Annotated in this window: 11 protein-coding genes; 7 read left to right on the forward strand and 4 right to left on the reverse strand. The window is 69.2% G+C overall.

From position 1 onward, the window contains the following. Nucleotides 1-91 precede the first annotated feature (91 nt). A complete protein-coding gene (locus tag ACZL02_RS19365; RefSeq protein ID WP_472940527.1) occupies nt 92-532 on the forward strand; it encodes a CBS domain-containing protein in 441 nt (146 codons plus the stop codon). On the opposite strand, the gene ACZL02_RS19370 is transcribed toward ACZL02_RS19365, so the two are convergent. Beyond that, entirely contained in the window at nt 480-1,097 is a 618-nt protein-coding gene (locus tag ACZL02_RS19370) for a hypothetical protein (protein ID WP_472940528.1), read from the reverse strand. The two genes, ACZL02_RS19365 and ACZL02_RS19370, sit on opposite strands and share 53 nt — an antisense overlap. A 302-nt stretch (nt 1,098-1,399) precedes the next feature. On the opposite strand from ACZL02_RS19370, the gene ACZL02_RS19375 reads away from it, so the two are divergent. Then, complete coding sequence (locus tag ACZL02_RS19375; RefSeq protein ID WP_472940529.1) at nt 1,400-3,166, forward strand: SLC13 family permease; 1,767 nt, start codon at nt 1,400-1,402, stop codon at nt 3,164-3,166. 165 nt (nt 3,167-3,331) lie between these two features. Here the strand turns inward: ACZL02_RS19375 and ACZL02_RS19380 are convergent, their stop codons facing one another. Further along, nucleotides 3,332-5,203, reverse strand: a complete 1,872-nt coding sequence (locus ACZL02_RS19380) for a heavy metal translocating P-type ATPase (RefSeq protein WP_472940530.1) — start codon at nt 5,201-5,203, stop codon at nt 3,332-3,334. Nucleotides 5,204-5,564: 361 nt separating this feature from the next. Between ACZL02_RS19380 and ACZL02_RS19385 the strand changes: the two genes are divergently transcribed. The 3 genes from ACZL02_RS19385 to ACZL02_RS19395 are packed head-to-tail and all read left to right on the forward strand — an operon-like array spanning nt 5,565 to nt 11,128. Beyond that, nucleotides 5,565-6,968: a Wadjet anti-phage system protein JetA family protein gene (locus ACZL02_RS19385; protein WP_472940531.1), complete on the forward strand. Its 1,404-nt coding sequence runs from the start codon at nt 5,565-5,567 to the stop codon at nt 6,966-6,968. Continuing rightward, nucleotides 6,958-7,707, forward strand: coding sequence for a DUF4194 domain-containing protein (locus ACZL02_RS19390; protein WP_472940532.1), 750 nt, complete (start codon nt 6,958-6,960; stop codon nt 7,705-7,707). Before ACZL02_RS19385 ends, ACZL02_RS19390 begins: the two co-directional genes overlap by 11 nt. Continuing rightward, the gene (locus ACZL02_RS19395; RefSeq protein ID WP_472940533.1) at nt 7,700-11,128 is read left to right on the forward strand and encodes an SbcC/MukB-like Walker B domain-containing protein; all 3,429 of its coding nucleotides are present in this window, start codon (nt 7,700-7,702) and stop codon (nt 11,126-11,128) included. Before ACZL02_RS19390 ends, ACZL02_RS19395 begins: the two co-directional genes overlap by 8 nt. A gap of 69 nt (nt 11,129-11,197) precedes the next feature. Here the strand turns inward: ACZL02_RS19395 and ACZL02_RS19400 are convergent, their stop codons facing one another. Continuing rightward, complete coding sequence (locus ACZL02_RS19400) at nt 11,198-12,259, reverse strand: TIGR03032 family protein (protein WP_472940534.1); 1,062 nt, start codon at nt 12,257-12,259, stop codon at nt 11,198-11,200. Between the two features lie 442 nt (nt 12,260-12,701). Between ACZL02_RS19400 and ACZL02_RS19405 the strand changes: the two genes are divergently transcribed. Then, nucleotides 12,702-13,709 carry an AraC-like ligand-binding domain-containing protein gene (locus tag ACZL02_RS19405; RefSeq protein WP_472940535.1) on the forward strand — a complete coding sequence of 336 codons (1,008 nt, stop codon included), beginning with the start codon at nt 12,702-12,704 and terminating at the stop codon, nt 13,707-13,709. Next, nucleotides 13,706-15,025, forward strand: a complete 1,320-nt coding sequence (locus tag ACZL02_RS19410; RefSeq protein WP_472940536.1) for an MFS transporter — start codon at nt 13,706-13,708, stop codon at nt 15,023-15,025. The genes ACZL02_RS19405 and ACZL02_RS19410 overlap by 4 nt, the downstream gene beginning before the upstream one ends. Nucleotides 15,026-15,062: 37 nt before the next feature. Here ACZL02_RS19410 and ACZL02_RS19415 read toward each other — a convergent pair whose 3' ends face one another. After that, nucleotides 15,063-16,061, reverse strand: a complete 999-nt coding sequence (locus ACZL02_RS19415; RefSeq protein ID WP_472940581.1) for an ABC transporter ATP-binding protein — start codon at nt 16,059-16,061, stop codon at nt 15,063-15,065. Between the last annotated feature and the right edge of the window lie 7 nt (nt 16,062-16,068).

Here is a 16,068-nt window from a genome sequence, read left to right on the forward strand (position 1 = left end):
TTATTAAATTGCGGGTGAACACAATCGGGAACCGTGCGTTATATTGCACTGCAAAATCACCGTGAGGGTTGTCGTGAGAGTTGCCGAATTGATGAGCCGTATCGTGGACTTTGCCGCACCGGAGGACACGGCGCGCTCGCTCGCGGAACTGATGGGGGATCTCGACGTCGGGGCGGTGCCGGTCGGCAGCTCCTCGGATCCGCTGGGTGTCGTCACCGTGCGCGACATCCTCTACCGGGTCGTCGCCAAGGGCGGTGACCCCGCGTCCATGGTCGCCACCGAGATCATGTCGTCCCCGATCATCTGTTGCCGCGTCGACGACGGGGTGAACGAGGCCATGAGCATGATGGCGGCAAATCATATTCGCCGCCTGGGTGTCAGGGATCATACCGGCGAGATCGTCGGCTGGCTGACCCTGGCCGACATCTCGCGCAAGCTGCTGCTGGAGACGAACGCCATTCCCGAGGCGCTGCAGGAGGTCAAGTCCGAAAGCGCCGATCAAGGCTCCGCGTCAGTTCCCGCGTCAAGCTGAGGCGTGCGGCGACGTAGCTGAGATGGATCGCGGCCAGATCGTTGTCGACGCCCGAGAGAGTGACCAGCGAAACAGCATAGGCATATTCCGAGAAGCCAGCCTTTGCCGTTTCCGCCAGGATCAGCGGCAGTGCCCTCGGCTGGCTGATGGCGTGGTGGAACGCGGCGATGGCCGGGGTATCGGCGCGGATGGAAGCGAGGCCGCGGGTGGCTGCTTCCGTCTGCGCTGCCGTCAGGCCGACCGAGACAGCTGCCGCCCCTGCCACTTCCAGCATCAGCGAACGAGCCTCCGGCGTGACCGCCGAGAGATCGAGCACGAGCGGGTAGGAGGTTTGGAAACGGTTGTCGAGATGCGCGCCGAGCACTTTTGAGGCGAGCGCCTTCAGAAGGATCTCCGAGCGCAATGCCTCGAAGGAGATCTCTCCGAGAGCCGAGGTCCGCCCCGCATCGGCGGGCGGCGCATCCGGGAACGGGCGGTCCGCCAGTTCCACGAGAGCCTGCACCTCGCCGTCTCGAACGCCGCTCGTGACCGGGGTGATTGCGTTGGCGGACTTGTCGGTTTCCATCACGGACGATCCAATCTCTGGCACTTGTCTCTGGCATTGGGCCAAACCGGGGTTGAGGCGGTTGCGGCTCCCTCCAAGGACGGTTTGGGGCCGGGGGCGTTCCCATCCGCCGACAATTAGCGTGGCGCGAAGGCCTTGCCGCTTCGCCGTAGAGGACATCAACGCCGCGGGCAAAAGCGCGGGTCAGCCATTGTCGCCTTCCGCGCTCGCGCTACCCTCCCGAAATCCTCGCAAGCTGCCGGGACCGCTTGGCCGTCAGACGCCGGGTCGCATCACCGCGTGCCTCTCTCGAAAGCTCCAGAATGACGATCGACCAAGCCCTGGCTTTCGGCCTCGTTTTCGCGACGGTCGTCGGCTTCATCTGGGGGCGCTTGCCCTATGATCTGGTGGCGGTCGCGGCCCTGTTCGCCGGGCTGGTGCTCGGCATCGTGCCGTTCGATCAGGCCTTTACCGGGTTCTCCGACAATGTCGTCGTCATCGTCGCCGGCGCCTTGATCATCAGTTCGGCCGTCGCCCGCTCGGGTTTCGTCGAGGACCTGATGCGCCCGCTTCTGCCCTACATGAAGTCGGCGCGAAGCCAGGTGCCGATCCTCGTCGGGGCGACGATGCTGATGTCGATGGTGACGAAGAACGTCGGCGCCCTCGCGATCTTCATGCCGGTGGCGGCGCAGGTCGCCAAGCGCAGCGGCACGTCGATCTCCCGCTTCCTGATGCCGATGTCCTTCGCCTCGCTCATCGGCGGCCTGGTGACCCTGGTCGGCACGTCGCCGAACATCATCGTCTCGAAGATCAGGGTCGACGTGTCCGGCAAGCCGTTTGGCATGTTCGACTACGCGCCGGTTGGTCTCGGCGTGGCGTTGGCGGGCTTCATCTTCCTCTCGCTCGCCTCGGGCCTGCTCCCGAAGCGCAAGCCGGGCGGCACGGTCTCCGCGAGCTTCAACCTCGATGCCTACACCGTCGAGGCCGTCATTCCTGAGGGCTCGGCGTCCGCATCGCGAACCATCGGCGAGGTCGAGGCGCTCGGCGACGGCGACATTCGCATCCGCTGGGTCATCCGGGAGCGTTTTCGCAGGCTCGTGCCGTCGCCGGACATGCCGCTGCGCGGCGGCGACGTGCTGCTCATCGCCGGCGATCCCGAAGATCTCGAGCGCGCCATCGCCCGGTCTGAACTGCGGCTGGCGGGAGAAACCATCATCGCCGCCGCCGACGTCGAGACGGAGACGGTGGTCGAGGCGATCGTCTCTCCGGCGTCGTCGGTGATCGGGCTGCCGGTCGGCCGCGGCATCATGCAGCAGTATCCCGAAGTCGCCGTGCTGGCGATCAGCCGGGGCGGGCAGCCGATCAGCCAGCGCCTTTCATCCCTGAAGCTCCGGGCAAACGACGTCGTCGTTCTCAAGGGAACCGCCGACGACATTTCGCAGGCGCTCGGCGCCTTGAACTTCCTGCCGCTCGCCGAGCGTCGCATCGTCCTTGGCCGCAACCGGCGCAGCTACGTTCCGATCGCGGTGCTGGCCATCGCGATGGCCCTGACGGCCGCGGGCATCGCCAGCGCCGCCGTCGCGTTTTTCGGCGCGGCGGTGACCTTGCTGCTGCTGCGGGTGATGAGCATGTCGGATGCCTATCACTCGGTCGAGGCCTCGGTGATCGTGCTCCTCGCCGCTCTTATTCCGATCAGCGAGGCGATCCAGACTACCGGCGGCACCGACCTGATCGCGGCCTGGCTTTCGCCGCTGCTGTCGGGCCTCGCACCCTCGTTGGCACTGGCCGTCGTCATCATCCTCGCCATGGCCGTGACGCCCTTCCTCAACAATGCCGCCACGGTGCTGATGATGGCGCCGATCGCGGCGTCGGTGGCGATCAAGCTCGGGCTCAACCCGGATCCGTTCCTGATGGGTGTCGCCCTCGGCGCTGCCTGCGACTTTCTGACACCCATCGGCCACCAGTGTAATACGATCGTCATGGGCCCCGGCGGTTACAAGTTCGGCGACTACTGGCGGTTGGGCCTGCCGCTCTCGGTGATCGTGGTCATCTGCGGCACGTTGCTGATCTCGCTCGTCTGGCCGTTCTGATCTGCCTTTCTGGCAGCAGATCGATTTGTGCGAGGTGGGCATCGGGCTCGCGGATCCAAGCCACGAACGGTGCTGGGCCTCTAACACCGGCCTCGACGGAAACTGCTGAGGCCCCCGACGCGACGCCGGTGTCGCGGGAGAGCTCTGGCGGTTCCGCCTTGGCTTTCAGCCCGGACGAAGGGCGCGCAGCGCGTTCAGGATGACCGCGACATCGATCGCTTCCTGAAGCAGTGCGCCTTGCACGGGCGGCAAGTAGCCGAAGGCGGCGGCCACCATCCCGATCCCGGAAAGCCCGATCCCCACGGAGACGCTCTGCAGCGCGATCCTGCGTGATCGCTGGCCGATGGCCATCGCCTCGACGAGCCCGTCGAGACTGTCGCGCAGGAGGATCACGTCCGACGCCTCGGCCGATGCGGCGGCCCCCTTGGCGCCCATCGCGATGCCGAGATCGGCGGCGACCAGAGCCGGCGCATCGTTGACGCCATCGCCGACCATCATCACCGGTGCCCGTTGCTTCTCGCGCCGCACCAGCGCGATCTTGTCCTCCGGCACGAGGTCGGCGGCGATCTCGTCGAGGCCGAGGCTCCTGGTGATGGCGAGCGCGACATCCCGGCGGTCCCCGGTGGCGAGCACGATCCGTGTCACGCCGAGCGCGCGCAGCCGCGCCAGCGTCCCCGCGACATCCGGGCGAAGCGCGTCGCGCATCAGGACGAGCCCGGCAAAGGCGCCGTCGACGGCAAGCGCGACAGTCAGCGCGCCGGCGGGAACGGCGGCGGTCAGCGCCGCCCGTTCGGCATTGGGCATCCCCGCGGCCACGAAGCCCTTGCCGCCGACGCGCACGAGGCGCCCGGCAACGCGCCCCTCCACGCCTTCGCCCGGCACCTCCCGCGTCTCGGTCGGAAGCGCGAGAGCGAGCCCGCGTTCGACCGCGGCGGCGACGACGGCCTTGGCGACCGCATGTTGGGACGCCTGATCGAGACTGGCGGCCAGCGACAGGACTTCGGCCTCCGTCCAGCCTTCGCCGACGACGATCTCCGACACGGCGGCGGACCCGTGTGTGAGGGTTCCCGTCTTGTCCACGACGAGCGTCCTGATGCGGCCGAGCGTTTCGAGCGCGGCGCCGCCCTTGACGAGAACGCCGACCTTGGCCGCCCGGGAGATGCCGGAGACGATGGCGACGGGAACCGCGAGGATCAGCGGGCACGGGGTCGCGACGACGAGGACCGCGACGGCGCGGACGGGATCGCCGGATAGCCACCAGGCCAGCGCCGAGAGCCCGAGGGTCACCGCCATGAAGCCGAGGGCATAGCGATCGGCGAGGCGCGTCATCGGTGCCTGCGACGTCGTCGCCTCTTCGACGAGGCGGACGATCCCGGCATAGGTGCTCCGGGCGGCCGGCTCGCGCGCCACGAGGTCGAACGCTGCGCCGACATTGGTCGAGCCGCTCATGGCGGCGTCACCGTCGCGCTTCGTTACCGGAAGGGATTCGCCGGTGAGCGGCGCCTCGTCGAGCAGCGTCGATCCCGAGACCGTCCCGTCGACGGGAAGCACATCACCGAGATGGACGAGCAGGCGGTCGCCGACGGCAACCTCCGAAATCGGGATCGTGGCGAGGGTTTCGCCCGAATACCGCACCGCCGTGCGCGGGACGCGGTCGAGAAGCGCCTTCATCTCGCGGTTGGCACGGCCCGCCGCGTAAGCCTCGAGTGCCTGTCCGCTGGCGTACATCAGCGCGACGACGGCCGCCGCCAGAGCCTCTCCGATCGCCAGCGCGGCCATCATCGAGAGGGCGGCCACGAGGTCCAGCCCGACATCGCCGCGGCGAAGGCTGGCGGCGATCTGCCAGAGAAGGGTGGCAAGGACCGGCACGACGCCTGTCGACCAGATCAGACCGGCCGCGTCCGCCTTGCCGAGCAGGAAGGCCGCGGTGCCGGCGCCGAGCCCCGCCACCGCGCAGGCGATCGGCAACAGCCTCAGCAACCGCCTTTTGCGCTCGGCAGGACGGGCCGCTTCGGCGGACACGACAGTCGACGGCATCATCATGGCCTCCTCCAGAGGTCCGGCTACGGAAACTCGCCGCCCGGGGTAGGCCGTGCGGCGATGGGCTCCGGGCGTTGACGCGGCCGCCCGGCGACGCTCCGGCACAAAGCCTTGCCGCAGCCATAGAAGCCGCCCCCGATCAGCCGGAGACGGTCACCTCTCTCAGCACGGACGGCGCATCGATGCCTTGATCTGACGCAAACCCGGCGCCGTCTTCGGCCCTGACATCGTGCGGGCCAGCCAGGCCTTCGCAGCGGACCTTGGTCCTCCCCGCTTGGTTGATCCAGCTCCGTTAGATCGATATGCAGGCGGACAGCTCCTCGCTCGCAGTTGTCCCGTCGACGCGCCCAGGAAACGAATGCCGCTCTTCGACGTCCTGCCGCCCGATCTGTTCAAGCCGCTGGCGTCCCCGTCGCGGCGGCTCTATTCCGACCTCCTGCTGCATCTCTACCACCGCACCTTCGAGCTCGCGCCGGAGGCACCGCGCCGTGCCGATGTCGTCAGCGAGGTCGAGGACTTCCTGTTGCGATGGGAAGCCACGCAGGAACCGGTCGTCGACGAGGAGGCACTGGAGCCATCGGGCGACGACCGCGCGCGGGCCGTCTATCAGCGGCTCGTGGACACCGGCTGGCTTGTCGAACACCGGGAGCGTTACGTCCGCCTCGTCGACTTCAATCCCGAGGCGAGCATCCTCGTTCAGGCTTTGGCCGAGATCGAGAAGGGCGAGGCCCGCAGCTATGGCGGCGCGGTCCTCGGCGTTCTCGGCGCCCTGGAGGGAACCGCTGCGGAGCCCGACGACCGGTCCGAAAGCCTTCGCAACGCCCTTCGGGGGGCGAACGAGTTCATGGCCCACATGCGCACGGTCTCGATCTCGCTGCGCCAGGCCGAAGACCGGATCCTGAAGCAGCCGAGTGTCCGGGAGGTGTTCCGGCACTTCTTCGAGGATTTCGTCGAGCGCCACCTGATCCGTGACTTCAAGACCCTGCACACGAAGGATAATCCGTTCCGGTTCCGCGCCGCCATCGTCCGCCAGGCGAACGAGATGATGATGGACGACGACCTCGTGGCACGGCTGGGAGAGGCCTATGCCAGGGAGGGGAGGGCAGAGGACGCGGGAGCCGGGCAGGAGCGGGTGCGGGAGGAGATCGCGGAGGTCATCGCCGTGTTTGACGCTGCCGACCTGCATCTCGACGCCATCGACGCGACGGTCGCGCGGATCGAGCGGCGGATCGTCAACACCGCCCGCTACATGGACCGGATCATCAACCCCTCGCAGGTGCGCCTCGTCGATGCCATCAAGGCCTTGGCCGACGACCGCCGCGACGATGTTCCGGTCGCGACCGCCCTGCTGCCGCGCATCCTGCCGCTCGGCCCCGTCCACGTGCCGGCGCCGCGCCGCGAGCGGGCGGTCGTCGCCCCGACCGTCATCCGGGACGTTCCCGTCGATCCCGGCGCGCTCGTCTATGCCCGGGCCAAGGCCGAGTATGTCCGGCGCACCCGCGTCACCGCACCAGTGCTCGCAAGCTATGTGGATAAGGTCCTCGGCGAGAAGACGGAGGTTCGCGCCAAGGATATCATGCTCGAGACGGTGGAGGACTTCGTCGCCTTCCAGCGATTGCGGGAACTCCCCTCGATCTTCAACGGGGCCTTGGCGCCCCGCTTCGAGCTCGTCCTCCTGCCTGGCCGCTGCTCCAACGACTGGATCTCCTGCCAGGATTTCCTGATACGACGGCGAATGCCGAGGGATAGCGATGCAGCGTGAGACCGACGAATTCCGCGATATCGTCGACGGCGACTGGGCCGGTGGCCATATCGCCGGCCGCCGTCCGTCGGCCGAGGAGATGACGCGTTCGCTGCAGGTGCTGCTGACGCGCCAGTGCGTCTACTCCCACACGCCGGGGCTTGGCCGGACCTACGATCTCGTCCGTGCCTATCCGACCTTCTACGAGCGCTACTTCGGCGCCCTCGGCTACCGGCTGGAGATTTCGGCCCGCGATCAGATGGTGGCGCTCGTCGTTCCCGGCGACGAGGCGCGCTATGACGGCATGTTCGAGCGGCTGCGCAAGGACGAGACGATCGTCCTCTTGGCGCTGCGGCTTCTCTGGGAGGAGGCGATGCGGGCGCACGAGATCGGGGATGGCGGCATCGTCGAGCGGACGACCGATACGCTCGTCGACCGGATCGAGAGCGCAACGCAAGCCGCGCCGCCCGACGAGATGCGGCTGCTCGACATCCTTCGCCGCTTCCAGCGCAACGGCGCCGTTCGTCTCGGCGAGCGCGACCGGGTTGGCCGCGTGTCGCCGCTCGCCATCCTGCCCGGGATCGCCGTCCTGGTGCCGGACTCCTACGTCGAGGACCTGATGGCCTGGGTCGCGGCGCCGCCGAGCGAGCGCAACCCGAGCCTCGACCCGGATCGCACGGCGGTGGAAATCGAGCGCAGCGCGGCGTCGGCGGATACCGTGGTTCAGCGGCCGGCCGGCCGGGGCAGTACCCTTGTATAGCCTTCGCCGGATTTCGATCTCCAACTGGTATTTGATCGACGCAAAGGACATCGAGATCCGGGGCGAGGCCGCCCTGATCGGGCCAACCGGCGCCGGCAAGAGCTCCATCCAGGACGCGATCCAGACCGTCATCACCGGCGGCAATCACAACCGCCTGAACCTCAATGCGAGCGCCAGCGGTCGGTCGTCGCGCAGCGTGCTCGAATACTGCCTCGGCATGACCGGCGATCCCGCGCAGGACGGCCGGCCCTTGCGCAAGTCCTGCGAGAGCATCCTCGCTCTGACCTTCGTCCACGAATACACCGGGGTGCCGCTGTCGGTCGGCGTCGCCTTCGCGGCCCGCCATGGCGACAGCCGCGAGGAGGTGCTGTCGCGTTTCATCATCCCCGGACACGACTTCTCGATCGCAGCGCTGCGCCGCGACGAGGACGGGATCGCGACCATCGCGCCCTTCGCGGAGGTCGCCGCGGACCTGCGCAAGGCGCATCCCGACATGGCCGAGTACAAGTCCTCGGCCGAACGCTTCACCGCCGACATGCTGGCGGCGATGCGCGGCTCCGCCTCCCCGCCGAATGCCCGGCACTTCCTGCGCGCCTTCTCGAACGCGCTCGCCTTCAAGCCGATCTTCGACCCGACGGTCTTCGTGCGCGAGTTCGTGCTGGAGCCCGACCCGCTGGATGTGCAGCGCGTCCGCACCTCGATCGCGACGTGGCGGGAGTTGGAGGCGCTGATCGAGGAGGCCGAGGCGAAGCATCAGCGCGTCAGCCGGATTTCCGGTCGGTTCGAGGCCTGGGGGACGGCGCGCATCGAGGCGGATCGGTTGCGCTGGCGAGCGGCCGCTGCGGACGCGACCCGGGCAGCCCTCGAATTGCGCTCCGCCCGCGACCTCTCACGGACGCGCTCGGCCAGCCTCGATGTCGAGCGCCGTGTGCTCACCAGCCGCCGCGAATGGATCCGCAACTGGGACGAGGAGATCCGCTCCAAGCAAGCTCTGCTCGGCGCGGCCAGCGGCGAGGCGCAGCTCCGACAGATTGATGCCGAGGCGAAGCTTGCCGAGCGCGATCTGCGGGAGGCGGAAGCCGCCTGGACCCGGATCCGCGCGGCACTTGCCGAGCTCGTGCGGCTGTCGTCCCTCGCCGAGGTGCAGCATCCCGGCATTCTCTCCGCCCTGCAGGCGGCGCGCCAAGCCCTCGCGTTGGTCCCGGCGGGAAAGCTGCTGCACGAGGCACTCCGAGGTCGCGGCGAAGAGGTCCAGGATCTGCTGAACAGAGCCAGTGACCTTGATGCGCTGCAGACAGCGCTCGATGATCTCGCCCACAGCCTCCAGGACGGGGTGCGCCGCCTGCAGGAGGAACTGCAGCGAACGGCCGCCAGCCCGTCGCGGGCGGGGGGCGCCCTCCTGTCGCGGGAGGTCGTGGCGCTTCTGACGGCGCTCGCCTCCGCCGGCATCCCCGCCGTTCCGCTGTGCGACGTCGTCGGGGTTGCCGATCCGGATTGGCAGTATGCGGCCGAGGCGCTGCTCGGGCGGGGCCGCGAAGCGATCATCGTCCAGCCACCGCTGCTGCCGCGCGCCTTCGATCTGATGTGGCAGAACCGAAACGCCTTCGCCGGCTGCACGCTGGTGAAGACAAGCGCCACCGCCTCGACCCGGACGAACACGCCGCCGGGCAGCATTCTCGAGGCGCTTCGGACGGATGACCGGCACGCCCAAGCGTTCCTCACCGTCCGTATCGGCGGCTTCCGCAAGGCGGACACCGAGGCGGAACTCGACCGTCTCGATCGCGGCATCATGCGCAACGGAAAGACCTCGTCCGGCATGAGCCTCTCCGTCCAGCGCGAGCTGAAGGAACTCCTCCTCGGGCGGCAGGCCGACGCTTCCGGTGCCGATCAGCCCGACGGCAGCCGGGCGCGAATCGAGCGTGAGCTCGCCGCGGCGACGATGCGCCTGAACGAGATCCGTGACGCCGCCCGCCGCTTGCCCGGCATCGCGGAGGTCCTCACCGCCGATCCGCAGCTGGCCGAACTGGAGCACCGCGTCTCCACGGCGCAGCTTCGGCACAACGCGCTCCTGCGCGACCGCCGATCCGTGGAGGAGAGCGACGCTGCCGGGCTTCGCGCCGAGCTCGACGATATCCGGGCCGAGCGCGACGCCCATGCGGCGGAACTTGCCGAGGAGGTTGAACCGAAGATCGACGGCCTGCAGCAGGCCGTCGCCCATGCGAGGGCCCGGGAGACGGTCGCCGCGGAAAAGCTGAAAGCCGCCGTTGCCCTTCGCCGGAGTGCCTGGGCGGCGCTGGAGAGCGAGACCAGCCTGGCGCTGTCCAGTCTCGACGGCAAGACGCGCTCGGCCGCCGAGGTCTGCGCCGCGTTCCGGGACGAGGTCCGCGCCGGCGGTGCACCGCGCCGCGACCTGATGGCCTGGCTCGCCACCTGCCGCAACGAAGCCCGCACCGGCGCCGACCTTGCCGAGGGACGGGCACGGCGCGACCAGCTCGCCGCGCTGCGCGATCTCGGCGACTACGCGCTGCAGTGGCGGATCGCCGTTCCGGTGGTCGATGCCGACAGCATGATCGCCGGCTATCGCTGGATCGAGGATGAGCGAAAGCGTCTCGAGGAGAACGACCTCAGGGTTCACCGCGAGGCCTGCGCGAGTGCGGCGGGAGAGATGCGCCGGATGTTGCGCGAGGATCTCCTGGCGCGGTTGTCCGAGAAGCTCGGCAATGTCCCGCACCGCATGGAGGCGATGAACCGTCTTCTGCGGCGCCACCGCTTCACCGGCCAGACTTACGCCTTCACCTATGCCGTCGACGGACGCTTTGCCCGTCTCCACGATCTCGCGGCAAGGGTCGCCGATGGCGATCTGTCGGAGGCGGTCTTCGAGGCGTCGATGGAGGACGTGGAGGCGATGATCGAGGGGGGCGAGGATGCCTCCGCCATGGCGGACTACCGCCAGTATTTCACCTTCGAGATCGTCATGACGGACGCGAAGGGAGCCCGGACCAGCCTGTCTTCGCGGGCGATGAAGGGATCGGGCGGCGAGGCGCAGGTGCCGTTCTACGTCGCCATCGCCGCCTCGCTGTCGCTGGCCTACTTCCCCGGCCACATCGCCGGTCGCCCGGTCGGCATGGGGCTCGCGCTGTTCGACGAAGCCTTCAACAAGCTCGATGTCCCCAATACCCAGGCGCTTCTGCGCTTCTTCAAGGACATGGGCCTGCAGCTTCTGATCGCCGGGCCCGAGGACAAGCGGGCGACCTTCAGCGAGGTTCTCGACACCATCGTTCTGGTCAACAAGTCCCTCGACGGCACCTCCGTCTACATCGACACCGAGCATCCCCGCGAGGCGGCAAAGCAGGCGCTGGCCGAACTGAACCCGGACCACCGCGACCGCGATGACCTGCGGTCGAGCTTGATCGCGTCCTGAGCGAACGGCGGGCGTCTGGTTGCGAGAGACGGTCGCACGTCAGTTCCACCCTGCACCCTTTGCGGCCATTTATCGGGGCGTTGCGACTTCCGCGGCGGGGCGCTTAGCTCCCGGCAGCACGGCGACGTCGAACAGCTCGCGCACGGCGCCCTCCAGGCGCAGCCACTCCACCGTCTCGCCCGTGTGCGTGTCGATGACGAGCAGCCCGCAGCGCGCGTCGGCATGACGCGCTGCCAGCGCCGCATCGAGCGGCAGGCCGGAAAAGCTCCGGCGGTCGCGCGGCAGGGAAAGGCCGACGATTGCGAAGTGCCCGACGAAGGCGAGGCCCCGCGCATAGCCCGGACAGAAGGCCACCGGCTCGAAGCGGCCCGAGCCGGGTTCGACGAGGCCAAGCTCGCCGGTGCCGGAGTTCAGGATCCACAGCCAGCCGTCCTGAAGGCGCGGCGAGTGCGGCATGGACAGGCCTGAGGCGACGGTCTCGCCGGACGTGACATCGATCACCAGCCCGCCGTCCGCGCGCCGGTCGCGCCAGCCGCCAGCCACATCCGAGCGCGACGCGGCGGTGACGAAGTGCGGGGTTCCCGTCTCGTCGGTCGCCATGCCGTTGAGGTGGCAGCGGTCCTCGGGGGCCAGCTTCGAGACGAACGGGGGCCGCCAGAGCGGGTCAAAGGAACCGCCATCCGAGACGGTGGCAAGGCACGAGAACAAGGTGTTGGCGAAGGTCGGCCGGCCATCGGGCCCGAAGGCGACGTCGTGGGCGTCGAGGTCGCCGGTGTTCCAGGTGGCCTGCGGCGACAGCCGCGCGTCGTAGCCCTGAAGGCCGGTGGCCTCCGGCTTTTCCCCGGCCGGCGCGACGTTGTCGAAGCGGATGATCTGGTGGCGCGTGGCCATCAGCACAGATCGCCCGTCCGCCGACACGTCGAGGCCCATCGGGCGGGGGAAGCCGCGCTCCACGACCGAGAGGCGTCCCCCGTGCGTGCCGATCAGGAAGAGCTTGTCCGCCTGGTCTGTGGTGAAGAGGAGGCTTGCCTTCTGCGCGGCAAGCCAGGCGGGGAAACCCCGCGAGGAGGTGACGACGAGGTCCTCGCTGCTGCCGGGGCTGGCCGGGGCGATCATCGACGCGGCGCTCATGCCAGAGCCTCGCCACGGACGCCGCAGATCGGACGGATCTGGCGGACGGCGTGCGGCGGGAGGGCGGGGGCGGAACAACGTCGGATCGGCATGAACGTGTCTCGGGTCAGGGCCGGCAGTGCGACGCGGAAGAGGCGGCTGCGGGCGATGCCCGCCGTGCTGCTGCGCGAGACGGCCCGGCCCGGCGCCGCCTCTTGTGATGACGGATGATTACGGGCCGGCTTGGCGCGGAGCTACGGACCGGGCCGGGGCGGCGTTGCACCAGCGTCCGCCATTCGTTGCCTGAGCGTCCGGAAGTGCCTATAGGGTCGTTCGGTGCGCAACCTGTGGCCCATGCGCCATAGTCGTGCGGCGCAACCGGGGACCGGAAGCCGCCCTCTTTCCACCCCGGCCGGAAGGGCTGCCGGACCGATCCACCCGCCGCCAGGATAGCTTGCCCCGCATGACCCGATCGCCGCCGGTGCACTACGAGTTCGACAGCGTCGCGGTCGAGGACAACGATGCCTTCGGGCGATACCGCGCACTCTATGCCGGGGGCAGCGATGTCCACCAGACCGGACCCGGCTTCCACGCGCGCCTCGAGGCTTGCCGCCTGGGTCCGCTCGTCCTGTTCGATCGACGGCTGAACGACGTCGCGCACGAGCGCACGGCCGCCCGCGTGCGCGGCGACGGCTTCTCGCACTTCACGCTCCAGCTCGTCGTCTCCGGCCGCATGGTGGTCGAGCACGACGACCAGGCCGAGGAGGCGGGGCCCGGCAGCATCGCCCTCTTCGACTTGACCCGCCCGCAGCGCACCACGGCCCGCGACGTGCGTCTCCTGACCTTCTCGGTTCCGCGCGACCTGGTGGAGCGGTCGAGCGTCCAGGTGGCGGGACTGCACGGGCGCATCCTGTCCAGCGCGCAGTCCGGCCTTCTGGCGGACGTCATGACCTCGATCGTCACGCGGCAGCTCAGCGCGGCGAACACCGAGCCGGGACCGGTGGTGGGTATCCTGGAGAGCGCGCTGGCGCTGGTGCTGCGCTCCGAGGATACCGCGCTGCTGCGCGACCGCAGTGCCACCGCGGTTCTCGACCGCATCCGCCTCGTCGTGGAGGCGAACCTGTCGCGCCGTGACCTGTCGCCGATCATGATCTCGACGCTTGCCGGCGTGTCGCGCACCGTTCTCTACGAACTCTTCAAGCCTTTCGGCGGCATCGCGCGCTATATCGTGAAGCGGCGCGCCGTGCGCCTTCACTCGCTGGTGCAGCGCCCCGACCTGGTGTCGGTCAGCGTCGGACAGCTCGCGCTCCAGGCCGGGTTCTCGTCCGACAGCCACGCCAACCGATCCTTCGCGGAGGCTTACGGCACGACACCCGGACGCTTCCGCGCCGGGAGCCGCAACGGCGAGGCGGTGCTGGACGGGGCGATCTCCCGCCCGCTCTTCGACGACTGGCTGCGGGCGCTGAGTTGAGCCCGCCGGACGACCGCATCGCCGCCGAGCATGATGCCCACCGCCCCGTCCGCCGCTCGGCCTCCGGCCTCGTGGCGGCGCTGGCGCTCGTGCAGTTCACGGCGTTGATGGACCGGGGCCTCCTCGCCGTGCTGCTGACGCCCATCAAGACGAGCCTCGGCCTCACCGACACGCAGCTCGGCCTTCTCCAGGGGACGGGCTTCGCGCTCCTCTACGCGCTCGCGATCGTGCCGGCCGGCCTGCTCGCGGACCGGACCAACCGGCGACGCCTGCTCCTCTGCGGCATGAGCGTCTCGAGCGTCGGCATCCTCGGCTACGCGCTCGCCCCGAGCTTTCCATGGCTGTTCGCGGCCTCGCTCCTGGTCGGTCTCGGCCAGTCGGTGCTCCTGCCTTGCGTGCTGTCGCTGATCGCTGAGCGGGTCGCGACACCCCGGCGGGCCCGGGCCACCGCGGCCTTCACGTCCGCCGGCATTGCCGGTCGGGCGTCCGCGCTGATCGGCGGCGGCTGGCTGCTCGGTCGCTTGTCTGGCCTTGCCGACATGCCGGCCGAGCCATGGCGCGCCGTCGTCCTCACCTCGCTGGCCCTCAATCTTGTGGCCTTGATGGCGCTCGTCACCGTGCGCGATGGCGGGGCCGCGAAAGGGGGGGCGCTGCCGTCCCGCAGGGCCACGCTCGGCCAAGCCCTCGCCTGGCTGTCGGCGGGCTGGCGGACTTATCTGCCGCTTCTGGTCGTCATGTCCGCGACGGTTCTGGCCATCCAGGGCGTGGCGGCCTGGACGCCGACGCTTCTCTACCGCCGCTTCGCGCTCGAGCCCGCCATGGCGGCGCTGGCTGCGGGCATGGTGACGGTCCTCGCGGGCGTTGCCGGCCACGCCGTCGGCGGATGGGCGACCGATCGCGTGATGCGCGTTTTCCAACTGCGGGGCGGTTTCGGCATTGCCGCCACCGCGCTTCTCCTGGCTTTCCCCGGCCTCATCCTGTTCGCCGAGGCGCCCGATCTCCCGCTGTCGCTCGCCGGTCTGGCTCTCTTCGCCGGTGCCATGGGCGCGGCGACACCGACCGGCCTGACCCTCCTCCAGAGCGTCAACGCCACCCCGGCGAAGGGTACCGTCTCCGGCGTTATGCTCGCGGCGACCACCCTCTGCGGCATCGGCCTCGGACCGCTGCTGATAGGACTGGCCAGCGACCAAGGCAGCATCGACGGCGATGCCCTCGGAACGGCCGTTCAGGGCGTCGTGCTCCCGGTCCTCGCCATGGGCGTCGCCGCCGCCGTCACGGGCATCCGGTACGGTCGAAGCTATCGCCGTTCGGCTTAGCTTCTCCCGTCGCGGTCGAGTTGAGGCGCAGCCCGTCTCAGCTCGAAGCGATCATCGGAAAGTGGCAGGCGACCAGATGGTCGGACGACAGTTCGGCGAGCGGTGGCTCCGCTGTCGCGCAGAGCGCTTGCGCTTTCGGACAGCGGGTGCGGAAGCGGCAACCGGAGGGAGGGTTGGCCGGGCTCGGCACGTCGCCTTTGAGCACGATGCGGCTGCGCTGGCGTTCACGCACCGGATCGCCGAGCGGGGCCGCCGAGAGCAACGCCGCCGTATAGGGATGCATCGGCCGGGCGTAGAGATCGTCGCGCCGCGCCATCTCGACGATCTTGCCGAGATACATCACCGCGACCCGCGTCGAGATGTGCCGGACGACGGAGAGGTTGTGGGCGATGAACAGGTAGGAGAGGCCGAGCTCCTCCTGCAGGTCCTTCAGGAGGTTGAGCACCCCGGCCTGGATCGACACGTCGAGCGCCGAGACCGGCTCGTCGAGGATGATCACGTCCGGCCCCAGCACCAGAGCGCGGGCAATGCCGATCCGCTGACGCTGACCGCCGGAGAAGGCGAAGGGGTAGCGATCGTAGTGCTCGGGCAGGAGGCCGACGCGCCGCATCGCCTCGGTGACGCGCAGCTTTTCCGCCTGGGCACCGAGGCCGAGACCACGCAGCGACTCGGCGATGATCTCGCCGGCGGTCATCCGCGGGTGCAGCGACGCATAGGGGTTCTGGAAGACAATCTGCAGCCGGCGCCGGTGCGGTCGCATCTCGGCCGGCGACAACTTGGCGAGATCCTCGCCGCCGAACAGGATTTCGCCGGCGGTCGGCGCGACGAGGCGGATGATGCTGCGGGCAAGGGTGGACTTGCCGCAGCCGGACTCGCCGACGAGGCCGAGCGTCTCGCCGCGCATGAGGTCGAAGGAGACGTCCGATACCGCCTGGACGGCGCCGACCTGCCGCTCGATGATCAGGCCTTTGCGGATCGGGAACTCGACCGTGAGGTGGCGAACCGACAGGACGGGCTCGGCGGTGCCGGGCGCCATGTCGGTG

The sequence above is a fragment of the Mesocryomonas fontinalis genome (assembly GCF_055730125.2).